The sequence below is a fragment of the Agromyces atrinae genome, assembly GCF_013407835.1.
GTDB classification, from domain to species: domain Bacteria; phylum Actinomycetota; class Actinomycetes; order Actinomycetales; family Microbacteriaceae; genus Agromyces; species Agromyces atrinae.
Genome location: NZ_JACCBI010000001.1, coordinates 1,682,581 through 1,704,252 on the forward strand (window position 1 = coordinate 1,682,581; position 21,672 = coordinate 1,704,252).

22 protein-coding genes are annotated in these 21,672 nt (G+C 70.4%); 7 read left to right on the forward strand and 15 right to left on the reverse strand.

Translation table 11 applies throughout. The features are described from left to right. Position 1 precedes the first annotated feature (1 nt). The 5 genes from BJ972_RS08045 to BJ972_RS08065 all read right to left on the reverse strand — a co-directional run bounded on the left by BJ972_RS08045 (position 2) and on the right by BJ972_RS08065 (position 6,534). Positions 2-958, reverse strand: a complete 957-nt coding sequence (locus BJ972_RS08045; RefSeq protein ID WP_206736549.1) for a carbohydrate ABC transporter permease — start codon at positions 956-958, stop codon at positions 2-4. Then, on the reverse strand, positions 955-1,884 hold the full coding sequence (locus BJ972_RS08050) for a carbohydrate ABC transporter permease (RefSeq protein WP_206736548.1): 930 nt from the start codon (positions 1,882-1,884) through the stop codon (positions 955-957). The genes BJ972_RS08045 and BJ972_RS08050 overlap by 4 nt, the downstream gene beginning before the upstream one ends. A gap of 29 nt (positions 1,885-1,913) precedes the next feature. Then, positions 1,914-3,209 carry an ABC transporter substrate-binding protein gene (locus tag BJ972_RS08055; protein WP_164989980.1) on the reverse strand — a complete coding sequence of 432 codons (1,296 nt, stop codon included), beginning with the start codon at positions 3,207-3,209 and terminating at the stop codon, positions 1,914-1,916. Between the two features lie 74 nt (positions 3,210-3,283). Next, the gene (locus BJ972_RS08060; protein ID WP_129176756.1) at positions 3,284-5,338 is read right to left on the reverse strand and encodes a beta-galactosidase; all 2,055 of its coding nucleotides are present in this window, start codon (positions 5,336-5,338) and stop codon (positions 3,284-3,286) included. Positions 5,339-5,358: 20 nt separating this feature from the next. Next, on the reverse strand, positions 5,359-6,534 hold the full coding sequence (locus tag BJ972_RS08065; RefSeq protein ID WP_257022736.1) for a LacI family DNA-binding transcriptional regulator: 1,176 nt from the start codon (positions 6,532-6,534) through the stop codon (positions 5,359-5,361). Positions 6,535-6,728: 194 nt separating this feature from the next. Here BJ972_RS08065 and xylA point away from each other — a divergent pair, with 194 nt between their 5' ends. Then, positions 6,729-7,919, forward strand: coding sequence for a xylose isomerase (gene xylA / locus BJ972_RS08070; protein ID WP_129174030.1), 1,191 nt, complete (start codon positions 6,729-6,731; stop codon positions 7,917-7,919). Positions 7,920-8,099: 180 nt separating this feature from the next. Next, complete coding sequence (gene xylB / locus BJ972_RS08075) at positions 8,100-9,503, forward strand: xylulokinase (protein ID WP_129174028.1); 1,404 nt, start codon at positions 8,100-8,102, stop codon at positions 9,501-9,503. A 13-nt stretch (positions 9,504-9,516) separates the two neighbouring features. Here the strand turns inward: xylB and BJ972_RS08080 are convergent, their stop codons facing one another. Beyond that, positions 9,517-9,654 (reverse strand): hypothetical protein, encoded by a 138-nt coding sequence (locus tag BJ972_RS08080; protein ID WP_164989904.1) that lies wholly within the window; start codon positions 9,652-9,654, stop codon positions 9,517-9,519. Positions 9,655-9,815: 161 nt separating this feature from the next. Beyond that, the gene (locus BJ972_RS08085) at positions 9,816-10,385 is read right to left on the reverse strand and encodes an NADPH-dependent F420 reductase (RefSeq protein WP_129174026.1); all 570 of its coding nucleotides are present in this window, start codon (positions 10,383-10,385) and stop codon (positions 9,816-9,818) included. 128 nt (positions 10,386-10,513) lie between these two features. Between BJ972_RS08085 and BJ972_RS08090 the strand changes: the two genes are divergently transcribed. Together BJ972_RS08090 and BJ972_RS08095 are read left to right on the forward strand one after the other, a co-directional pair. Continuing rightward, positions 10,514-11,017, forward strand: a complete 504-nt coding sequence (locus BJ972_RS08090; protein ID WP_129174024.1) for a MarR family winged helix-turn-helix transcriptional regulator — start codon at positions 10,514-10,516, stop codon at positions 11,015-11,017. Between the two features lie 24 nt (positions 11,018-11,041). After that, positions 11,042-11,803 (forward strand): MBL fold metallo-hydrolase, encoded by a 762-nt coding sequence (locus BJ972_RS08095; protein WP_373366815.1) that lies wholly within the window; start codon positions 11,042-11,044, stop codon positions 11,801-11,803. Positions 11,804-11,807: 4 nt separating this feature from the next. Here the strand turns inward: BJ972_RS08095 and BJ972_RS08100 are convergent, their stop codons facing one another. Continuing rightward, positions 11,808-12,491, reverse strand: a complete 684-nt coding sequence (locus BJ972_RS08100; protein WP_129174022.1) for a VOC family protein — start codon at positions 12,489-12,491, stop codon at positions 11,808-11,810. Positions 12,492-12,654: 163 nt separating this feature from the next. Here BJ972_RS08100 and BJ972_RS08105 point away from each other — a divergent pair, with 163 nt between their 5' ends. After that, positions 12,655-14,076, forward strand: coding sequence for an MDR family MFS transporter (locus BJ972_RS08105; protein WP_241830775.1), 1,422 nt, complete (start codon positions 12,655-12,657; stop codon positions 14,074-14,076). Positions 14,077-14,214: 138 nt separating this feature from the next. Here the strand turns inward: BJ972_RS08105 and BJ972_RS08110 are convergent, their stop codons facing one another. The 6 genes from BJ972_RS08110 to BJ972_RS08135 are packed head-to-tail and all read right to left on the reverse strand — an operon-like array spanning position 14,215 to position 19,678. Next, the gene (locus BJ972_RS08110; RefSeq protein ID WP_129174018.1) at positions 14,215-14,910 is read right to left on the reverse strand and encodes an NUDIX hydrolase; all 696 of its coding nucleotides are present in this window, start codon (positions 14,908-14,910) and stop codon (positions 14,215-14,217) included. Positions 14,911-14,963: 53 nt separating this feature from the next. After that, positions 14,964-15,827, reverse strand: a complete 864-nt coding sequence (locus BJ972_RS08115; RefSeq protein ID WP_129174016.1) for a phosphogluconate dehydrogenase C-terminal domain-containing protein — start codon at positions 15,825-15,827, stop codon at positions 14,964-14,966. Next, positions 15,824-16,621: a sugar phosphate isomerase/epimerase family protein gene (locus BJ972_RS08120; RefSeq protein WP_129174014.1), complete on the reverse strand. Its 798-nt coding sequence runs from the start codon at positions 16,619-16,621 to the stop codon at positions 15,824-15,826. Before BJ972_RS08120 ends, BJ972_RS08115 begins: the two co-directional genes overlap by 4 nt. Beyond that, on the reverse strand, positions 16,618-17,430 hold the full coding sequence (locus BJ972_RS08125; protein WP_241830769.1) for a triose-phosphate isomerase family protein: 813 nt from the start codon (positions 17,428-17,430) through the stop codon (positions 16,618-16,620). The genes BJ972_RS08120 and BJ972_RS08125 overlap by 4 nt, the downstream gene beginning before the upstream one ends. Beyond that, positions 17,424-17,930 (reverse strand): ribose-5-phosphate isomerase, encoded by a 507-nt coding sequence (locus BJ972_RS08130; protein WP_129174012.1) that lies wholly within the window; start codon positions 17,928-17,930, stop codon positions 17,424-17,426. The genes BJ972_RS08125 and BJ972_RS08130 overlap by 7 nt, the downstream gene beginning before the upstream one ends. Before the next feature lie 17 nt (positions 17,931-17,947). Continuing rightward, entirely contained in the window at positions 17,948-19,678 is a 1,731-nt protein-coding gene (locus tag BJ972_RS08135; protein ID WP_129174010.1) for a dihydroxyacetone kinase family protein, read from the reverse strand. A gap of 125 nt (positions 19,679-19,803) precedes the next feature. Between BJ972_RS08135 and BJ972_RS08140 the strand changes: the two genes are divergently transcribed. Together BJ972_RS08140 and BJ972_RS08145 are read left to right on the forward strand one after the other, a co-directional pair. Continuing rightward, positions 19,804-20,559, forward strand: coding sequence for a FadR/GntR family transcriptional regulator (locus tag BJ972_RS08140; RefSeq protein WP_129174008.1), 756 nt, complete (start codon positions 19,804-19,806; stop codon positions 20,557-20,559). 90 nt (positions 20,560-20,649) lie between these two features. Beyond that, on the forward strand, positions 20,650-21,078 hold the full coding sequence (locus BJ972_RS08145; protein WP_129174006.1) for a VOC family protein: 429 nt from the start codon (positions 20,650-20,652) through the stop codon (positions 21,076-21,078). A 169-nt stretch (positions 21,079-21,247) separates the two neighbouring features. Here the strand turns inward: BJ972_RS08145 and BJ972_RS08150 are convergent, their stop codons facing one another. Then, on the reverse strand, positions 21,248-21,547 hold the full coding sequence (locus BJ972_RS08150; RefSeq protein WP_129174005.1) for a DUF1540 domain-containing protein: 300 nt from the start codon (positions 21,545-21,547) through the stop codon (positions 21,248-21,250). Positions 21,548-21,672: the final 125 nt, after the last annotated feature.

A 21,672-nucleotide genomic window follows, 5' to 3' on the forward strand; every position in this document is an offset into this window, starting at 1 on the left:
ATCAGAACCTCACGCCGCCGGCGGCGAGGCCGGAACGCCAGTACCGCTGCAGCGAGACGAACACGATGATGATCGGGATGATCGAGATGAGCGCGCCGATGACGACGAGCGTCTGCAGACCCGGGATCGTGATCGACGCCTGGCTCCAGCCGCTGAGACCCACCGTGACGGGCATGAGTCGGGCGTCGCTGATCACGAGGAGCGGCAGCATGAAGTTGTTCCAGCTGCCGATGAACGCGAACAGCAGGATCGTCACGCCGCCGGGGCTCAGGAGCTTGAGCGCGATCGAGAAGAACGCTCGCGCCTCGCTCGCACCGTCGAGACGTGCCGCCTCGAGGAGCTCCAGGGGAACCGCCTGCTGGGCGAACACGAACGCGAGCAGCACGCCGAACGGGTACGCGAGGCTCGGCAGGAGGACGCCGAGGATCGTGTTGTTCATGCCGAGCTCGACGAGCAGCAGGTACGTCGGCTGCGCGAGCACCGTCTGCGGGATGAGCATGCTGCCGAGGACGGCGGCGATGACGACGCTCCGGCCGCGGAAGCGGTACATCGCGAGGGCGTACCCCGAGATGAGGCTGATGAACGTCATGAGCACCGAGCCGAGGCCCGAGTAGATGAGCGAGTTGCCCATCCACCGCCAGAAGATGCCGTTGTCGTACGTCGAGAGCTTCTGCAGGTTCTCGAAGAAGTTCATGTCGGCGAACAGGAAGCCCGGCGTGCCGAACAGGTCGGTCGTCGTCTTCGTGGAGGCGACCACGAGCCAGTAGACCGGCACGAGGAAGTACAGCGTGATCGCGATCATGAAGACCCACGTCGCGATGCGCGCGGCGAGGCTCGGCCGCTCACCCTCGGCGTAGACGGTCGACGCCTTCGGCTTCCGACCGTTCTTCAGGGACATGACCTTCTCGGGGTCTGCCGGAGCCGTCGCGACGGGGATCTGCGTGGGTATCTGCGTCATGATGCGGCTCCCCGCTTGCGGTTGGACAGCGCCGAGACGACGACCGACAGGACGAACGTCACGACGCCGATGAGGATCGCCATCGCGGAGCCCATGTTGATGTCGCCGCCGAGGGTGGTCGCCTGGAAGACGGCCATGTTGGGCGTGTAGTTGCCCGAGATGTTCGACGTCACGGAGCGCATCGTCATCGGCTCGTTGAAGAGCTGGAGCGTTCCGATGATCGAGAAGAGGGTCGTGAGGATGAGCGCGGGGAAGATCATCGGCACCTTGATCTGCATCGCGGTGCGGAACTCGCCCGCGCCGTCGATGCGAGCCGCCTCGTACATCTCACGCGGCACGGTCTGCAGCGACGAGAAGAGGATGATCATGTTGACGCCCGTGACCGACCAGACCGAGACGTTCGCGATCGACCACAGCACGGTGCCCGGCGCGAGGAAGTCGGCGCTGATGCCGATGGACGCGAGGCCCTCGACGATCGGGCTGACCTTCGGCTGGTAGAGGAAGCCCCAGATGAGGGCCGCGACGACGCTCGGCACGGCGTAGGGCAGGAAGACGCTCAGCTGGAAGAAGCGCTTCCACTTCGTCACGGCCGAGTCGAAGAGGAGGGCGAGCACGAGCGAGAGCCCGAGCATGACCGGCACCTGCACGATGCCGAAGAGGAAGACCCGTCCGAAGCTCTCGAGGAACGCGCTGTTGGCGAGCGCGCGCTCGTAGTTCTGGAACCACACGAAGACGGGGTCGTTGGAGCCGCCGAAACCCAGTCCGCTGCGTTCGACCTGGAAGAAGCTCGTGTAGAGCGCGACCACGATCGGGAGCACGAGGAAGACGAGGAAGAGAAGGATGAACGGAGCGAGGAAGACGTAGGGAGCGATGCGGACTCCCCCGCCGCCGACTTTACGTCGACGGCGGGGAGTCTGATCGCCCACTCGGGTTCCCTGAGTGAGCGGCGCGGCGGTCATCGCACGTTCAATCCCATGTCGGTCAGGATGCCGACGGTCTGGGTCTGAACCGAAGCGAGGGCTTCGGCGAAGGTCGAGTTGCCGTTGGCGACCTGGGCGAAGGCGTCCTTCAGGGCGTCCTGCGTGAGGTCGTAGTTCGGGCCGTCGACCCACGTGTTCGGCACCTTCTGTGCTGCATCGGCGAAGACCTCGTTGATGACCTGGCCGCCGAAGTATTCCTCCTCCGAGAGCAGCACGTCGCTCTCGAGGCCCGTGATGGCGGTCGGGAAGAGACCGCCCTCACCGATGAGGATCTCGAGCGACTCCGGCGAGCTGTTGAGCCACGTGATGAACTCGACGGCCTGCTCGACGTTCTCGGTTCCCGCGGGGACCACGTCGACGCTTCCGCCGGTCTCACCGGCGGCGTCGCTGTCGGGGAAGGTCGGGGTCGGAGCGACGCTCCACAGGCCCGACAGGCCTCCGGCGTTCTCCTCGAGGAGGGCCGGGAACCAGGCGGCGTAGTTGATCGACGCGATCGTTCCCGCGTTGATCTCGGCCCAGTACTCGGGCGTCCACATGTCGATGACCTTGACGAGGTCTTCGTCGAGGAGCGTCTGCCAGATCGCGGCGACCTCCTGGCTCTGCTGGTTGTCGACCTCGACGGTCCACGCGTCGCCGTCGATCGTGTTCCAGGTGCCGCCGTTCTGCCACACCTGCTCGAGCCAGAGGCCCGTCTCGTTGGGCGAGAACTGCGCGATGTAGACGTTCGGGTCGGCGGCCTTGAGCGCACGAGCGGCGTCGAGGTACTCGGCCCACGTCGTCGGCACGGCGACGCCGTACTTCTCGAAGATGTCGGAACGGTAGAGCAGGCCGGTGGGGCCCGAGTCCTGCGGCACGGCGTAGACGGCGCCGTCGAAGCTCACGCCACCCCACGAGCTCTCGGTGAACTCGTCGCCGAGGTCGCCGACGTAGTCGGTGATGTCGGTGAGGCGGTTGTTGACGATGTGACCCGCGAGCGAGTGGATCGACATCTGCACGACGTCGGGTGCCGTTCCGGCGTCGATCGCCGGCGGAACCTTCGCGCCGTCGTCACCCGTCATACGGAAGAAGTCGACCTGGATGTCGGGGTTCTCGGCGTTCCACGCCTCGACGGCGGACTCGAGCCCGGTGGCCCAGCCCCAGAACTCGAGCGTGACGGGGCCGTCGGCGGAGGTGTCAGCGGGACCGGTGGAGCATCCCGCGAGGAGCAGGGCCGACGTCGCCGCTGCAGCGAGTGTCGGGACGAACCACTTCTTCGTGCGTTTCCGTGCCATCATTGGCATCCTTTCTTTGGCGAGCCACCGGAGTGGCCGGGTGGCGAGCCCTCTCGGGTGCGCCGGTTCAGGGCTTACGCGCGGGGCGCGCGGGCCTCGGTCTCTTCTCGGACGACGAGCCAGCCGTGGGGCGGGATCGTCGTGGCACCCGCGAGGCGGGTACCCGTGAGAACGTCCTCGCCCGACACGTCGAGCGTGCGTGGCGAATCGGTGTGATTGATCAGGAACAGGTGCGTTCCGTGTGCGCCGACGCGGCGTACGGCCTCGAGGCCGTCTCCCGCGTCGGGGTGGTCGCGCGTGATGCCGGCCGCCTCGGCGATGCGGGCGAGGTGACGGCGGAGGTCGCCGGCACTCAGCCGCGTCGAGAGGTAGTGCACGACGCCGTCGCCGACATCGGTGCGCGTGATCGCGGGGCGACCCGCGAGCGGACCGGACGCGTAGTCGGCGATGCTCTCGGCACCGCGCAGCTGCACGTCCTCCGACCATGCCTCGCCGACGGAGCCGTCGGTGAGGGCGATCGTCTCGTCGGGAGCGAGCGGGTGGTGCTCCTCGACACGGATGCCGGCGAGCGACGCGAACGCTCCGCTGAAGCCGCCGAGGCGAACCGAGAGGTTCTCGTCGGTCGAGCCCGCCGTGTACCAGAAGGCGACGTGGCCGCCGTTCTCCGCGAACTCTGTGAGGGCGTCGGCCTCGGCGTCGGATGCCGCGAACTTGCTCGGGACGAGCACGACGTCGTAGCCGCTCAGGTCGGCGTCGAGTCGCACGACGTCGGCGTTGATGCCCTCCCACCAGAGCGCGCGGTGCGCGGCTCGCACGGCGGGCAGGAACGCGAGGTCGTCCGACGGCAGGGCGCGCGTCTCGACCGACCACCACGAGTCGGCGTCCCAGACGATCGCCACACGGTTCTCGTTCACACGGACATCCGTCGCCGGTTCGGCGAGCTCGCCGAGCTGCTCGAGGAGGCGTCCGAGGTCGACGATCTCGCGGAAGACCCGCGAGTCCTCGCCCGCGTGCGGCACCATCGGCGAGTGGAAGAACTCCGCGCCCGTGCGCGGCGAGCGCCACTGGAAGAAGAGGGAGCCCGTCGCGCCCTTCGCGAGGTACTGCACGGTGTTGCGGGCGAGACGACCGGGTTCCTTGGCGAACAGGCGCGCCTGGGCGTAGTCGTAGATGAGGCTCGTCGCCTGCTCCATGAGCACCCACGGCCGCCCGCCGTTGAACGACCGGGCGAGATCGGCGCCGAACGAGACGTGCGTCTCGCCCTCGATGTCGCGCGCGCTCGGGTAGTGGTCGATCGAGACGACGTCGAGCTCGGCCGCGAAGTCCCACTGGTCGATGTGGTTCCACGTCGGCAGCATGAAGTTCGTCGTGACGGGCACGCCGGGGCTCACGGCGCGCACGATCTCGGCCTGCTCGATGAGGCACTCGAGCAGCTGGTCGGCGCTGAATCGCTTGAAGTCGAGGGCGTGCACGGGGTTCGGCAGGTACTGAGTCGCCTGCGGGGCGTGGATCTCGTCCCACGCGCCGTAGCCCTGCGACCAGAAGCCCGAGTTCCACGTGTGGTTGAGCGTCTCGAGGTCGCCGTAGCGCTCTCGCAGCCAGATGCGGAACGCGGCATCCGTCACCGGGCCGTACGAGACGGTGCCGTACTCGTTGTGCAGGTGCCACATCGCGAGTGCGGGGTGGTCGCCGTAGCGCTCGGCGAGCACACGCGTGATGCGTCGGGCGAGGCGGCGGTAGTCGGCCGAGGCCGGGTTATAGGTGTCGCGGCTGCCGTGCATGAGGCGCACGCCCTCGCGCGTGACGGGCAGGGCGTCGGGGTACGCGAGGCTCATCCACGGCGGGGGCGACGCGGTCGGGGTCGCGAGCACGACGTGGATGCCGTTGGCCGCCATGAGGTCCATGACCTCGTCGAGCCACTCGAACGTGTACTCGCCCTCACGCGGTTCGAGCGACGACCATGCGAAGACGCCGACGGTCACGGTGTTGACGCGCGCCTCGCGCATGAGTCGCACGTCGTCGGCCCAGACCTCGCGCGGCCACTGCTCGGGGTTGTAGTCGCCGCCGTAGACGAGGCGCGACCCCCACGCGGGCAGCTCGCCGTGTCGAAGCGTTTCGATAGTTGACATGCGGGTCCTTGGTCGGTCGATCAGAGGGCGGGGGTGAGGTCGGAGGTCGCAGTGGCTGCCGGTGCGGCGGCGGTCGCGGGGGCCGCGGGCGTTGCGGGCGTCGCGGGGGCCGCGGGCAGCACCGGTGTCGCCGGCAGTGCGGGCGCCGCCGCCGGGGCGACCGACCCGAAGGCGCGGTACTCGGGCGCGACGAGTTCGATGCGCGGTGCGGCATCCCCCTCGAGGGCGCGAACGAGGTAGTCGACGGCGGCCTCGCACGACGGCGGGGCGAGCAGGGGGATGACGTCGAGCGGCGGATCGAGCCGCGTGGTGTCGAAGGTCGAGGCGACCGTCACGACGGAGACGTCACCCGGAACCGAGAGCCCGCGCTCGCGCAGCAGGTCGAGCATCGTCGTCTGCACCGACTCCTGGCAGTGCAAGAGCAGCGCCGTCGGGGCATCGGGCCCGTCGAAGAGCTCGGCAGTCGCGGCGCGCACCGAGGGGCTCGAGGTGTCGGGCGTCACGACGACGGGCTCGAGTCCGCGTTCCCGCATGCGGGCGAGGTAGCCGTCGCGGAGGCGAAGGGGGAAGTTCGAGCCGCGGTCGTAGATCTCCTGCGGGTGGCCGACGAGGGCGATACGCCGGTGACCGACATCCGCGAGCCGGTCCACGGCGAGAGCCGCGGCAGCCTCGAAGTCGAGGTCGACGCAGTAGAGGCCGTCGGGGTCGTCGGGGATTCCGATGAGGGCCGACGGCACACCGAGCTCGCGCACGAGGGCGACGCGCTCGTCGTGCACCGAGACGTCGAGCACGATGATGCCGTCGACGAGACGGCTCGAGGCGACGCGGCGGAGGCCCTTCGTCGCTTCGTCCTCGGTGAGCAGCAGGATGTCGTAGTCATGGCGCCGCGCGGCCGTGGCGACGGCGAGCACGAACGTCATGTGCGCCGGGGCGTAGGTGTCTTCGCGGAGCGGCGCGGTGAGCGCGAGGATGCGCGTGCGGGTCCCGGCGAGCATGCGGCCGGCAGCGTTCGGCTGGTAGCCGAGACTGCGGGCGGCCTCTTCGACCCGGCGTCGCGTCGACTCGGCGATCGACCGCTTGCCGCTGAGGGCGTACGAGACCGTCGAGATCGAGACCCCGGCAGCACGGGCGACGTCATGGATGTTGGCCATCGGCGACTCCCTCGTCTCGTGCTGCTCGGTGCTTGTCACTGTCATCCGCTCGCTGTCTAAACGTTTCGACAGGGGCGACGGACAGCACGCTACGTCAGCGGCGCTCCGTTTGCAACCCTTATGTATCAAGGGTCAACAAATCGTGATGCACGAAAAGCTGGGGTGCACTTGGATTCGCGACGATTCGGTGGCACTATGTTGTTAGTCAGAACAAAACCACCGACGATGCTGGAGCACGCATGAGCCTCACCCCCACCCGCGCCGACAAGTTCTCCTTCGGCCTCTGGACCATCGGCTACAACGGCACCGACCCGTTCGGTGGCCCCACCCGCCCCGACCTCGATGTCGTGCACGCCGTCGAGAAGATCTCGGAGCTCGGCGCCTACGGCCTCACCTTCCACGACGACGACCTCTTCGCGTTCGGCTCGACCGACGCCGAGCGTCAGAAGCAGATCGACCGCCTGAAGGGCGCCCTCGAGGCGACCGGCGTCATCGTGCCCATGGTCACGACCAACCTCTTCAGCGCCCCCGTCTTCAAGGACGGCGGCTTCACGTCGAACGACCGTTCCGTGCGTCGCTTCGCGCTCCGCAAGGTGCTCCGCAACCTCGACCTCGCCGCCGAGCTCGGCGCGAAGACGTTCGTCATGTGGGGCGGCCGCGAAGGCGCCGAGTACGACGCCGCGAAGGACGTGCGCCAGGCGCTCGAGCGCTACCGCGAGGCCGTGAACCTCCTCGGCGACTACGTCACCGACAAGGGCTACGACATCCGCTTCGCGATCGAGCCGAAGCCGAACGAGCCCCGCGGCGACATCCTGCTGCCGACCCTCGGCCACGCCCTCGCCTTCATCGACTCGCTCGAGCGCCCCGAGCTCGTCGGCGTGAACCCCGAGGTCGGCCACGAGCAGATGGCGGGCCTCAACTTCACCGCAGGCATCGCTCAGGCGCTGTACCACGGCAAGCTCTTCCACATCGACCTCAACGGCCAGCGCGGGATCAAGTACGACCAGGACCTCGTGTTCGGTCACGGCGACCTGCACAACGCGTTCTCGCTCGTCGACCTCCTCGAGAACGGCGGCCCGAACGGCACGCCCGCCTATGACGGCCCCCGTCACTTCGACTACAAGCCGAGCCGCACCGAAGACGAGTCGGGCGTGTGGGACTCGGTCTCGGCCAACATGCGCACCTACCTCCTCCTCAAGGAGCGCGCCGCGGCCTTCCGGGCCGACCCCGAGGTGCAGGAAGCCCTCGCGGCCTCGAAGGTGCTCGAGCTCTCCGAGCCGACACTCGGCGCGGCCGAGTCGTACGACGACCTGCTCGGCGACGCCTCGGCCTACGAGGACTTCGACGCCTCGGCCTACCTCGGCGGCAAGGGCTTCGGCTTCGTGCGTCTGCAGCAGCTCGCGACCGAGCACCTCCTCGGCGCGCGCTGACCCGCATCCCCCTCCCCTCGCACCCTCTCTCCCCCTCCTCACTCCTCCCCTGTTCGCAATTCAGGTCCGCACTCGTGTCGCGGCTCCGGTCGGCCACTCGGCCCGGGCGACACGCCGCTCCCGACCTGAATTGCGAACGGGAGCGAGGGGGATGACGGGCCGACAACGAACGGAATCGCCATGCCTCTCGTCGCCGGAGTCGACTCGTCGACCCAGTCCTGCAAGGTCGTCGTGCGCGACGCCGAGACCGGCGAGCTCATGCGCTCGGGCCGCGCGGCGCACCCCGACGGAACCGAGGTCGACCCCGGGGCGTGGTGGACGGCACTCGAGAGCGCGATCGCGGCGGCCGGCGGGCTGGATGACGTCGCGGCGATCTCGATCGGCGGGCAGCAGCACGGCATGGTCGTGCTCGACTCCGACGGTCGGGTGATCAGGGACGCCCTGCTCTGGAACGACACGCGGTCGGCGGATGCCGCGAGCGAGCTCATCGCCGAGGTCGGAGCCGACGAGTACGCGCGGCGCACGGGCGTCGTGCCGGTCGCGTCGTTCACGGCGACGAAGCTCCGCTGGCTGCGGGATGCCGAGCCTGAGAATGCCGCACGCGTCGCGGCCGTCGCCCTCCCCCACGACTGGCTGTCGTGGCGACTGCTCGGCTACGGCCCCGCCGATTCCTCCGAGCTGGGCCCCGTGCTCGACGCGCTCACGACCGACCGCTCCGACGCGAGCGGCACGGCGTACTGGTCACCGGCGACGGGCGACTACGACCGCGAGCTGCTCGTGCGCGCGCTCGGTCACGACGCCGTCCTGCCGCGCGTGCTCGGCCCCGCGGAACACGCCGGAACGACGCCGTCGGGCGTCATCGTCGGTGCGGGTGCGGGTGACAACGCCGCAGCGGGTCTCGGCCTCGATGCGCGCGCGGGCGACGTCGTCGTCTCGATCGGCACGAGCGGCACGGTCTTCGCCGTGACGCCGACGGTCTCGAACGATGCGAGCGGCACGGTCGCCGGCTTCGCCTCGGCCGACGGAGAGTTCCTGCCGCTCATCGCGACCCTCAACGCCGCGCGCGTGCTCGACGCCGTCGCGGGCCTGCTCGGCGTCTCGCACGATGAGCTCGGCTCACTCGCCGAGAGCGCGCCGCCCGCGTCATCCGGTGCCGTGCTCGTGCCGTGGTTCGAGGGCGAGCGCACCCCGAACCGGCCCGACGCGACGGCCGCGTTCTCGGGCCTCTCGCTCGCGAGCACGACGCGCGAGAACATCGCCCGCGCGGCGATCGAGGGCATGCTGTGCGGCCTCGCCGACGGACTCGACGCCGTGCGCGCGCAGGGCGTCACCGCGGAGCGGTTGCTGCTTATCGGCGGTGCTGCGGCGAACCCCGCCGTGCGTGCCGTCGCGGCGCAGGTGTTCGACGTGCCCGTCGTGATTCCGGCCGCGGGCGAGTACGTCGCCGACGGTGCCGCGCGTCAGGCGGCGTGGGCACTCACGGGTGAGCGTCCGTCGTGGCCGCTCACGGTCGACGCCGAGCTCGCGGTCGACACGCGGCCCGAGATCCGCGCGCAGTACGCGCGGGCGCGCGACCGGCACTGAGCGGGTCGGCCCGTCAGGCCGGGGGGTTCTCCGGATCGAGCAGGTCGACCGTCTCCTGCTCGGCGTCGTTGTCGGCGACGACGTCGTTCACCTGTTCGGTGCCGTCGCTCGCGTCGTCGGGTCCTTCGGTGGTCTCTCGCGGATCGCTCATGCCTCCACGCTAGGCACCGCCCCGGCACCCCACCACCCCTTGCGCGAGCGCCCCACCCGTGCTTCCCCACCCGTCTCGGCGTCACGTTTGTGCTCTTCGCGGGCCGCGAAGAGCACAAACGTGACGCCGAGACAGGGGTGTGGGGGTGCGCCGGGCGGGGGTTAGGCGCTGAGGGAGTAGCCGCCGGTCCAGCTGATCTTCTCGCTCGCGGCGAGCGTGAGCTGCAGGAATCCGATCGCCTCGAGCTCGCGAGCGCGCTTGAGCGCACCGGCATCTACGACGCCGAGGCCGCCCGCACGCACGATGTCGGCGAGGAGGGTCTTCGCGGCGTCGTCGTCTCCGGCGATCTGCACGACCGTCGGGGCGTCGCCCACGGTCTTCGAGGCGAGCGTCGCGGCGAAGTTCGTGTTGAACGCCTTGAGCACGGTCGACTGCGGGAGCTTCTCGGCGATGACCTGAGCGGCCGAGCCATCGGCGGGCACGACGAGCGAGTCGAACGTCGAGAAGTCGAGGGGGTTGGTGATGTCGACGACGATCTTGCCCGCGAGGGCTGCGCCGTGCGTGGCGACGATGTCGTCGACCGCGGGGAACGGCACCGCGAGCACGACGATGTCACCGGCGATCGCCTGCGCGTCGCGGCCGATGTGCTCGACCGAGTGACCGCCCGCTGCGGCGATCGCTCCGATCGCGTTGCCCATGTTTCCGGTGCCGATGATGCTGACGTTCGTCATGATTCCTCCTCCGGCCCGGTGGGGCCGCTGCGTTCTCGAAGATGGGATGTCGGATTTAGTTGTTCCAACAATCAATGACGCTAGACCCTTTTACTTGTTTCGTCAACCATTGCCGGTAGACTAGAACCATGTCGAACGCCTTCACTCCCGAGGAATCCGCGGCGTGGGTGCGTCTCGTGGCCCTCACGGAGCTGCTGCCGACGGCGCTCGACGCCCAGCTCACGCGCGACTCGGGCCTCACGCACTTCGAGTACGGCGCCCTCCTCGTGCTCGCCGAAGCGCCCACGCGCACGATGCGCATGACGGCCCTCGCGTCACAGACGAACGCGACGCTCCCCCGCCTCTCGCATGTCGCCCGCCGACTCGAGGACCGCGGCCTCATCGAGCGCTTCCCGTGCCCCGAAGACCGCCGCGCGACCAATGCCCGCCTCACTCCCGCGGGCCTCGACGCGCTCACCGAGGCGACGCCCGCGCACCGCGACACCGCTCGCGGCATCGTGCTCGACGCGCTGAGCGCCGAGCAGCTGCGCCAGCTCTACGACATCGCCGGAACCGTGCTCGAGAAGCTCGACCCCGAGGGCCGGCTCACGGCGACGGCATGCCAGTTCACTCCGGCGGATGACGCGGGCTGAGCCCGACCGGGTAACGTGCCGCGTGTGACCCCCGCCGACGAGACACCCCTCACCCGCACGCTCCTCGCGCCGAATCCCGGCCCGATGACCCTCGAGGGCACCAACACCTATCTCGTCGGTCGAGGCCGCGAACTCGTCGTCGTCGACCCCGGCCCCGCCGACGCCGCGCACCTCGATCGCATCGCCGCGGCGGGCGACGTCGCGCTCATCCTCATCACGCACCGGCACCCGGATCACACCGACGGCATCGCGGGCCTCGTCGAGCGGACGGGTGCGCCCGTGAGGGCCGTCTCTCCCGAGTTCTGCGTCGGCGGCGATCCTCTCGTCGACGGCGAGGTGATCGAGGTCGCGGGCACGCGCATCGAGGTCGTCGCGACGCCGGGGCACACGGCCGACTCGGTGTCGTTCCACCTGCCGGATGACGGCGCGACGGGCTCGATGCTCACGGGCGACACGATCCTCGGGCAGGGCACGACGATCATCGCGTGGCCCGACGGCGCGCTCCGCCCCTACCTCGCCTCGCTGCACCGGCTGCTCGACTTCCCGCGCGCCGCCGTGCTGCCGGGCCACGGGCCGCGCCGCCCGAACCTCCGAGCGGTCGTCTACGAGTACCTCGCCCACCGCGGCGAGCGACTCGAGCAGGTGCGCGCCGCCCTCGCCGAGCTCGGTGAGGATGCCGGCGTCGAGGCTGTCACCGATGCCGTGTACTCCGACATCGCGCCGGGCGTCCGCCCCGCAGCCGAGGCCTCGGTGCGGGCTCAGCTCGACTATCTGCGAGGCGTCTGAACCGTCATCCGCTCGCCGGGCGCTCGGCCGGGTCGGCGGACGCGGGTGTCGCCCCGTCGGGCCACGACGCGAGACACACTTTGTTGCCGGAGCGATCGGCGAGCACCCAGGTGGCGGGAGCCTCGGAGTCGTCGACGATCCGCCCACCGGCGGCGAGCGCCTCGGCGAGACGTGCATCGACGTGCTCGCGCGCGACGGACACATCGAGGTGCATCGCGTGCCGCAGGGGCTTCGCGGGGTCGAGGTCCTGCATCCACACCGTCGAGCCCTGCCCCAGCGGGTCGATCGCGTTGTCGCCCGCCATCGGCGCGTAGCCGAGCACGGCGCGCCAGAACGGCAGATCGATGGCGTCGGGCTTCGCCGAGATCGCCAGCTGGACCTCCTGGACGGCTCTCGTGTCGGGCGGTGCCGCGTGCTCACGCGCGACCGCCGAGACCGCTCGCGCAAGGGCCACGTCGTCGTCCTCCGTCGCCCAGAGCTCGCGGGTGAGCTTGACGGTGAGGCGATCGGATGTCGCGGTGAGCACCGTGCGCGGCCCGAGGCCCGGCACCTCGGCGATCGCGGCGGCCAGTCGCGCGGCCTCACCGAGACCCTCGACCCGGAAGACCGCCGTCGGCCCGCCGTGGAGCACGACCCAGTCGTCGACGCCCTCGCTCGACAGGAACGCCCGCCACCCCGCTTCACTCATGCACGACACGCTACGCAGCCCCACCGACACCCGCCCGTGTCATCCGATCGGGAATGCCCACGGCCCCCGCGCGTTGCACCCAGAAGGCTCGAGGAGGCGCGTGAACAGTCAGAAGCTCTCGGTGGGTTTCCGCTCCGATCGCGGCCCCATCCTCATCTCGCTCATGCTCGCGACGGGTCTCATCGCGATCGAGGCGACGATCCTCGCGACGGCCGTTCCGACGATCGTGCGCGATCTCGGCGGCTTCACGCAGTTCCCCTGGCTCTTCTCGATCTACCTGCTCGCACAGGCCGTGTCGGTGCCGATCTACTCGAAGCTCGCCGACACCCTGGGCCGGAAGCCCATCATCCTGTTCGGCATCGGACTCTTCCTCATCGGCTCGATCTTCTGCGGATTCGCGTGGGACATGACGTCGCTCATCGCATTCCGCGCCATCCAGGGCCTCGGCGCGGGAGCCGTGCTGCCCATCGCGATCGTCATCGCGGGCGACATCTACACGGTCGCCGAGCGCGCCAAGGCGCAGGGCTACCTCGCGAGCGTGTGGGCGATCTCGTCGGTCGTCGGGCCGAGCCTCGGCGGCGTCTTCGCGCAGTTCCTCACGTGGCGGTGGATCTTCTTCATCAACATCCCCCTCTGCCTCATCGCCGCGTACGTGCTGTGGCGCAACCACCACGAGACGATCGAGCACCGACGCCACCGCATCGACTACGCGGGTGCCGTGCTGCTGACGCTCTCGCTCACACTCCTCATCCTCGCCGTGCTCGAGGGCGGCCTCGCATGGGCGTGGAACTCGTGGCAGTCGATCGGGGCGTTCACGCTCGGCGGGCTGCTGCTCATCGCCTTCGTGTTCGTGGAACGCCGTGCGGCCGAACCGATCATCCCGCTCGGGCTGTTCCGGCGACGGCTCATCGTCACGACGTCGCTCATCTCGGTCGGGATCGGCGCGATCCTCATCGGCCTGACGTCGTACGTGCCGACCTTCCTCGAGGCCGCGCTGCACGTCGAACCGATCGTGTCGGGTCTCGCGGTCGCGGCGCTCACCCTCGGCTGGCCGATCTCGGCGTCGCAGTCGGGGCGGCTGTACCTGCGTATCGGGTTCCGCGCGACGGCGTTCATCGGCCTCGCGATCACCGTGGTCGGCGCGATCGCCCTCTTCGTCACGGCACCCGCCGAGTCGGTCGCGGCCGTCGCGATCAGCTGTTTCGTCGTGGGGCTCGGCATGGGTCTCGTCGCAACGCCGACCCTCGTCGCGGCCCAGGCCTCGGTCGATTGGCGTGAACGCGGAGTCGTCACGGGCACGAACATGTTCGCGCGCTCGGCCGGAAGCGCCGTCGGTGTCGCGATCTTCGGCGCGATCGCCAACGCGATCATCGCCGACGCGGGCCGCGGAGACACCTTCGAACCCGCGATCGTCGCCGGAGCGAACGCCGTCTTCCTCGCCGTCGCGATCTCCGCCGTCGTCACGTTCGTCTTCGCCCTCGCGATGCCGAAGGTCAGCGCGGCCGACGTCGAGCACCGCGACCCCGCGACGGATGACGCGGGCCCGCGCGACCCCTCGACGGATGACGCGTCGCGACCGTTCTGACGGATGCACGGCGCGACACGCCGCCCCCGCGCGTGCCGCGACGGCGCGTCGCGCGCTGATCCGCCGTAACGGCAGGGTCCCTCCACGCAGCAGGCCCGAGAAGACGGCAGGGCGCCGGCAGGCGACAGGCGGCAGGCCTCAGGAGCGCTCGTAGCTCCAGGGGAGGGCCGAGAGGTCGAGCCGGTGGCGTGCGCCCGGCGCCTCGAGCAGCGCGTCGTCGGCGAATGCGACGTCGTCCGACCAGACGAGCACGCGGCCGGGCGCGAAACGGCCGACGAAGTGCGGAGGCTCGAGGGCGGAGATCCGGGTGAGCAGCGCGTCGACATCGGCGTCGCCCCTGAGTCCGGCGAGCGTCACCCACGTCGGCGGGTAGAGCGTGAGGGCGCCCGTGGCGTGCAGTGCGAGCGCATCGGCGGGCCGCAGCCACTGCGACCCGACGATCTCGGCCGCGGGCAGGGCAATGGAGCCGCCGGGCGCCCGCGCGACGAAGAACCACGTGTCGAAGCGGCGTGGGGTGTCGGCCGGCGGGGTCCAGTGCGAGAGCTCGACGAGATCCGATTCCCCGAGCACGAGTCCCGTCTCCTCGCGGGTCTCGCGCACGGCCGCGGCGCCGAGGCCCGCGTCATCCGCCTCGACGGCGCCGCCCGGAAAGACCCACGCCCCCGCGAACGAGCCGCGGTCGCTCGGGCGTTCGAGCAGCAGCACCTCGGGCCCGGTCTCGGAGTCGCGCACGAGCACGACCGTCGCGGCGAGCGCGGACCCGGGCACGGCCTGGCCCGCGGGCACAGTCACACCCGAGGGCACACCCGCGGGCGGAGGAACGTCGTCGGTCACGCGATCACGCTACCCCGCGTCATCCGCCCGCGCATCGGCCCCGCGCGGAACGATCAGCGCTTGACGGCGTCGATCTTCAGCATGCGCGCGATGACGTAGTCGAGCTCGGAGTCGTCGAAGATCTTCTTCCAGTCGTCCTTGATGATCGATTCGCGGCCGTAGTCCATGGCGATGTGGCACGCGTCCGAGAACGGGTTCGAGCCGCGCAGGGCGTTCGTGAGCGCGATGCCGACGTGGCCCCAGAGCATGGCGCGGGCCGCCTCGTAGGGAACGCCGACGGTGTTGACGGTCTCGTCGAGCGCCTCCTGCAGCAGTTCGCCGATCATGCACGCGATGGTCTCGACGAGGGTCGGCTCGAGCACGGCGAGCTGCTTGACGGTCACCCAGTGCACCTGGATGACGGGCGCGTAGATCGTCGAGATGACCGATTCGGCAAGCACGCGAGCGGTCTCGTCACCCGACTCGATGGCCGCGACGACCTCCTGCGGGGCCGCGATGCCGCCGAACGTGTCGGCGTACTCCTCGTCGGTGCGACGCTCGAGGAAGACCGAGGGGTGGCACGGGTGAGCGCACACGTACTCGATGCCGTCGCGCGCGAAGAGCAGTCCGGCGTAGGCCGCGGCAGGGTCGAGCGTGAGCACGATCGCGCCGTCCTTGAGCTTCGGCACGACGTCCTCGGAGACGGCGCCGAGCACGACGTCGGGCACCGCGAGGATCACGACGTCGGCGTCGACGATGGCCTCGTCGGTCGGCGTGATGTCGAGGCCGAGACCGCGCACGCGCTCCTGGCCGGCGGGAGACGCCTCGCTGTAGAAGACCGTGAAGTCGCTCTTCTTGAGGTTGTTCGAGACGCGCATGCCCATCTTGCCGCCCGCTCCGATGAGCGCGACGGTCGTGGGGCGGGTGAGGGTCGTCATGGCTGTTTCTCCTGCAGATAGGTGATGCTCGTCGCGGTCCACGCCGCTTCGAGCTGGGTGGTGGTGTGTGCGTCGCCGGCCCAGGGCAGCCAGTGCTCGACGATGCGGTTGATGCCGCGCTCCTCGGTGCGCACCTGGCGGGCGATGTCGTCGTAGTCGAGTCGACCGGTGCCGAGTGGTGCGCCCGCGAGCACGAAGCCGACCCAGCCCGGCGACCGGGTGAAGTCGAAGTCCTTGACGTGCCAGTTCGCCGTGTACTCGGCGCATGCGCGCGTGACGTCGACGGGCGATTCGAGGTTCGCGACGGGGTTCGCGGGGTCGAGGCAGATGCCGAGGTTCGCGCTGCCGACGGTCTCGACGAGGGCGACGAGGTCGGATGTCGGTACCTGCTCGTACGTCTCGAGGGCGAGCGTGATGCCCGCCGACTCGTAGGCGCCGAGCACCGATCGCACGCGGCGTTCGGCCTCGGCGGGCGTCGGCCGGTCGTCACCCGCCGTCCACATGCTGCGGACGAGCGAGGCGCCGAGCGCTTCGGCGATGCCGAGGTAGCGCTCGAGCAGTGCGGGGTCGGTGCCCTTCGTGCCGACCTCGAGCACGATTCCGAGGTCGTCGGCGAGAGCCCGCACATCGGCGAGGTCGCTCGCGGTCAGCGCGTCGAGGGGCGGGTAGTCGCAGATCTGGAAGACGCCGACGCCGTCAGCCGCCGTCGCGCGCAGCATGTCGGCGAGCGACAGCGGCTCGTCGACGCGGTCGGACCAGCGCCAGAAGAACGCGTACGTGCTGAGACCGATCATGAGAGCACCTCCTGCGGCGCGGGCGTGCCCGCGAGTGCGAGCGCCTCATCGAGCACGAGCTCGACGGCCGCGGGGTCGTGGGCGAAACGGCCGAGGAAGAGGCCCCGCACCGCACCATCGAACGCCGTGAGCAGTCCGGGCGCGGCGCTCCCGCCGTAGATGACGCGGCTTCCGGCGCGCGCGGGATCGAGCGCGAGACGCTCCTCGAGCGCGCGGACGACGGCGACGACGTGTTCGACGGGCGCGGGTTCGGCGGCACCGATCGCCCAGACGGGCTCGTAGGCGACGACGATCGGGCCGACGAGATCGCCCGAGTCGGCGAGCGCGGCGTCGAGCTGGGCGATGACCTCGCTCGCGGCATCCGTCGACCGGTCGTTCTCGCCGAGGCAGAGGAGGGGGGCGAGTCCGTTGCGGATCGCGGCCCGCACCTTTCGTGAGACGACCGTGTCGGTCTCGCCGAAGTGCCGACGGCGCTCGGCGTGGCCGAGTTCGACGAGCGAGCAGCCGAGTTCGGCGAGTTCGGCGGGGCTCGTCTCACCGGTGAAGGCGCCCGCGTCCTCCCAGAACGCGTTCTGCGCGGCGAGGCGCACTCCGGTGCCGGCGAGCAGCGCGCCGACGGGCGCGAGGGCCGCGGTCGACGGCGCGACGAACAGGTCGACGACGCCCCCGGTCACGGCCGGGTGGCGGCGCGCGATGTCGGCGACGGCGCCCGCCCACGCGAGCGTCTGCGCGTGTCCGAAGTACATCTTGAGGCTCACGCCGACGGTGAAGGGTGCGGCGAGGGGTGCGGCGAGCGGCTCGCTCAACACGCGCTCGATCCGCTCGCGCCCGGCTCGGCGGAGCCGGCGACGGATGACTCGTACGCGACGATCTCGGCGACCTTCTCGGCCGACGCCGACGACGTGTCGAAACGGTAGGTCAGCCACTCGCGCGCGAGGCGGCGGGCGAGTTCGATGCCGACGACGCGCTGCCCGAAGCACAGCACCTGCGCGTCGTTCGAGAGCACCGAGCGCTCGACCGAGAACGAATCGTGGGCCGTGACGGCACGGATGCCGGCGACCTTGTTCGCCGCGATCGCGACGCCGAGGCCGGTTCCGCAGACGAGCAGCGCCCGGTCGGCCTGGCCCGAGGCGACGAGTTCGGCGGCGGCGATCGCGACGCTCGGGTACGGCGTGTGCGACGACGCGTCGACGCCCACGTCGTGCACCGACGCGACGAGCGCGTTGGCCTCGAGGTCGGCCTTCAGGATCTCCTTGTAGTCGAACCCGGCGTCATCGCTTCCGATGACGAGGCGAAGCTGATCGGTCATGGTGTCCTCCGGGGGGGTCAGTTGTCGGTGGCCGCGTCGCGGAGCACGGCTCCGACGGCGACGACGATGAGGGCGAACGAGACGGCGCCCGCGTCGGGCGTGCCGAGGCTCTTCTCGGCGTGCGGGCGGGCCCGGCCCATGCGGGGAAGCAGGTCGGCGGTCGCCGCGGCGGCGAGCTCGGTGACGTCGGCGGCGTCCGACCAGGCCTCGGCGAGCGAGTCGCCCTCGTCGAGCGCGGCCGTGAGCGCGTCGCGGAACGGCACGATCGCGTCGACCATGGTCTTGTCGCCGGGGCTCGCACCGAAGCCGAGCACGGCGGTCGTCGCCGCGGTCACACCGGCTGCGACACTCGCGCGGTCGGGTGCCGCATCGTCGGTGAGGGCGTCGCCGAGGGCGGCGAGCACGGCACCCCAGAGCGCACCCGAGGTGCCGCCCGCGCGGTCCGACCAGGCATCGGCGGCGAGCGCGAGCACCGTGCCCGCCCCCGCTCCGCGTTCGACGGCGTCTCGGGCGGCGACGAGCGCGGCGCCCGAACCCCGCTGCATCCCGATGCCGTGGTCGCCGTCACCCGCGACGGCGTCGATGCGGCCGAGCTCATCGGCGTGCTCGTCGACGATCGTCGTGAGGGCCTCGATCGCGGCGAGCACGGTGAGCGCTGCGGAACGCGAGGCCTCGGAAGCCTCCGGAATGGGCACGGTCTCGTCGTCGGCCTGCCACACGTCGGCCGCGACGGTCGGGCCGACGCTCCCCTTCGAGTAGGCGGGCGCATCGGCGGGTGCGCGCCAGAGTTCCTCGAGCTCGTCGTCGAGCCAGAACAGTGTGAGCGAGGCACCGGCCATGTCGAAGCTCGTCACGAGCTCGCCGACCTCGGGCTCGACGACCTCGATGCCGGCCGCGTCGAGACGACGCGCGACACCCGAGTACACGACGAAGAGCTCTTCGTACTTCACCGACCCCAGACCGTTGAGGATGACGGCGACGCGCGCACCACGGACATCCTCGATGTCATCGGGCAGCTCGGCGAGGAGCGACGAGACGAAGAGCTCAGCGAGCTCGTCGGCGGTCGGCACGTCGCGTTCGTCGATGCCCGGCTCGCCGTGGATGCCCATGCCGACGGCCATCCGGCCCTCGGGAACGGTGAAGAGCGGCTCGGCCGCACCGGGCAGCGAGCAGCCCGAGAAGGCGACGCCGAACGAGCGGGTGCGGTCGTTGGCCTTCCGGGCGATGCGCTCGACGTCATCGAGGTCGTCGCCGCGCTCGGCGGCGGCGCCCGCGCACTTGAAGACGGTGAAGTCGCCCGCGATGCCGCGGCGCTTGTGGCGCTCGGAGGCCGGAGCGCTCGAGATGTCGTCGGTGATCGTCACGATGCGGCAGTCGACGCCGTGCGCGATGAGTTCGTCACGGGCGCGGCCGAAGTTCGCGACATCCCCCGCGTAGTTGCCGAACGAGAGCAGGATGCCGCCGCCCTGGTCGGCCGCCTCCGAGACGTGGCGCACCTGCTGGGCCGAGGGCGACGCGAAGAGGTTGCCGAGGGCGGCACCGTGCGCGAGGCCGGGGCCCACGAGTCCGCCGAATGCCGGGTAGTGGCCCGAGCCGCCGCCGATGACGAGGGCGACGGTGCCGGGTTCACTGCGCGTCGAGCGCGTCACTCCCCCGGGAACGCGCTGCACCCAGCGAGCGCTCGCGCGGGCGAATCCGTCGATCATCTCGTCGGCGAACGCCGTGGGGTCGTTGTACAGACGGGTCATGCGACGGATGCTCCTTCGATCGTCGCCCTTATTCTGCCTCGCGAACGAGAACACGTCAACCGGTTGGCCGGTTTCCGCGGGCGGGCCTTCCCTGGCAACCGGTCGCCCGGTTGTAGCCTGGGCCTATGCCCGCCTATCCCGGAGACAGCGCAGAACGCATCGCCGCCGCGCTCGCGAGGGTTCCCGCGACGGACTCGTCGGTCGCGGGCGTCACGAAGCGCCTGCTCGACTTCTTCACGAGCGGTGAGATCGACAAGGGCACGAGGCTTCCGCCCGAGCGCGCACTCGCCGAGTCGATGGGCGTCGGCCGCTCGGCGATCCGCGAGTCGCTCGCCGCGCTCGAGATCCTCGGCGTCGTCGACGTGAAGCCGGGGTCGGGCACCTACCTGCGCGGCGGGGCGTCCGAGCTCCTCCCCCAGACCCTCAGCTGGGGTATGTTGCTGAGCGAGCCGCAGACGCGCGACCTCATCGAGACGCGCGGCGAGCTCGAGATCGCCGCGGCACGCCTCGCGGCCACGCGCATCGGCGACGACGAACTGCGACTGCTCGAACAGCACCTCGACGCGATGCGCACCCACCAGGACGACCCCGTGCGCTTCATCGAAGCCGACCTGAAGTTCCACCTGCAGGTCGCCGAGTCGTCGGGCAACAAGGTCGTCTTCGACCTGCTGCAGTCGATCCGCTCCCTCCTCCGCATCTGGGTCGAGCGCGGGCTCCGCAGCGAGAGCGAGGCGCACCTCGCCTATGACGAGCACCGCGAGGTGCTCGAGGCGCTCCGCACCCACGACCCTGCGCGGGCCCAGGCCGCGATGCAGCACCACATGGAGACCGCGGGCGCGCGCCTCTCCGCGACGATCGAGGCACATCCCGCCGAGGGCTGATCACGCCGTGCTTGTACGTGTCGGGGGTCGCGCGCAGACTGGACGGTGACGGCGGGATTCCGACGGCGGAGCCCGCGACAGGAGGGCATCATGGCGGGAAAGCTCGGCAACATCGTCTTCTACGCGGATGACCCGCCGGCCCTCGCAGAGTTCTGGTCGGCGGTCTTCGGATACCCGCCCTCGCGCATCGAGGGCGAGTTCCGCGAGATGCTCCTCGCGGGCGGACTCACCGAAGCCGACTTCACGAATCGCGCGATCGCCGAAGACCCCGAGGGTGTCGGCCCACGATTCTTCTTCCACCACGCGTCAGCGCCGAAGCAGATGCGCAACCGTGTGCACCTCGACGTGCAGGCGACGCCGGGCCGACGCCCGTCACCCGACGAGCTCGACGCCGAACGCGACCGACTCATCGCGCTCGGAGCGACCATCGTGCGCCTCGTCGACCAGAGCTGGGGCCCGCTGCCCGAGCACTACTACCAGATGCAGGATCCCGAGGGGAACGAGTTCTGCCTGCAGTGAAGCGCGCGCGCTCAGCATCCCCTGCCCTACGCTTGCCGGCTCGCTCACACCCGATCTCACCGGCGGAGTGCCGTTCGCGCGTCGGAGTGCCACTCGAGTGGCACTCACGCGCACCAACGGCACTCCGGCGAGGGGATGAGGCAGGCGAACGGATGACGCGGGCGGGCGCTCAGCGCGGGGCGAAGGTGAGGCAGTCGGCCGAGTCGCGGCCGGCGCCGACGCGCACCGAGGGCGCGGAGCACTCGAGCGACGTGTTGTGCGAGCAGTCCGAACGCTGACACGCGCCGACGTGCGTGAGCACCTTGTCGAGGCCGCCCTTCGCCCCGAGCGGGATGAACGTCGCGCACTCGGCGTCGGGGCCCGAGCCGCCGATCGTGACCGCGGCCGCGTGGCAGTGCGAATGGTCGTTGTACGAGCATCCGGCGACGGAACACTCCGTGACGGCGGGCAGTTCGGCGATGGTTGTCATGGCGACCTCCGTGCTCGGGGTCCGCGTCGACGCGGACGGGTGCCCCGATGTTACGCCGCGATCAGTCGAGAATCCAGCATCGTCGACCACTCTTTTCGCTGGTCAGAAGCCCTTTACAGGTGAGG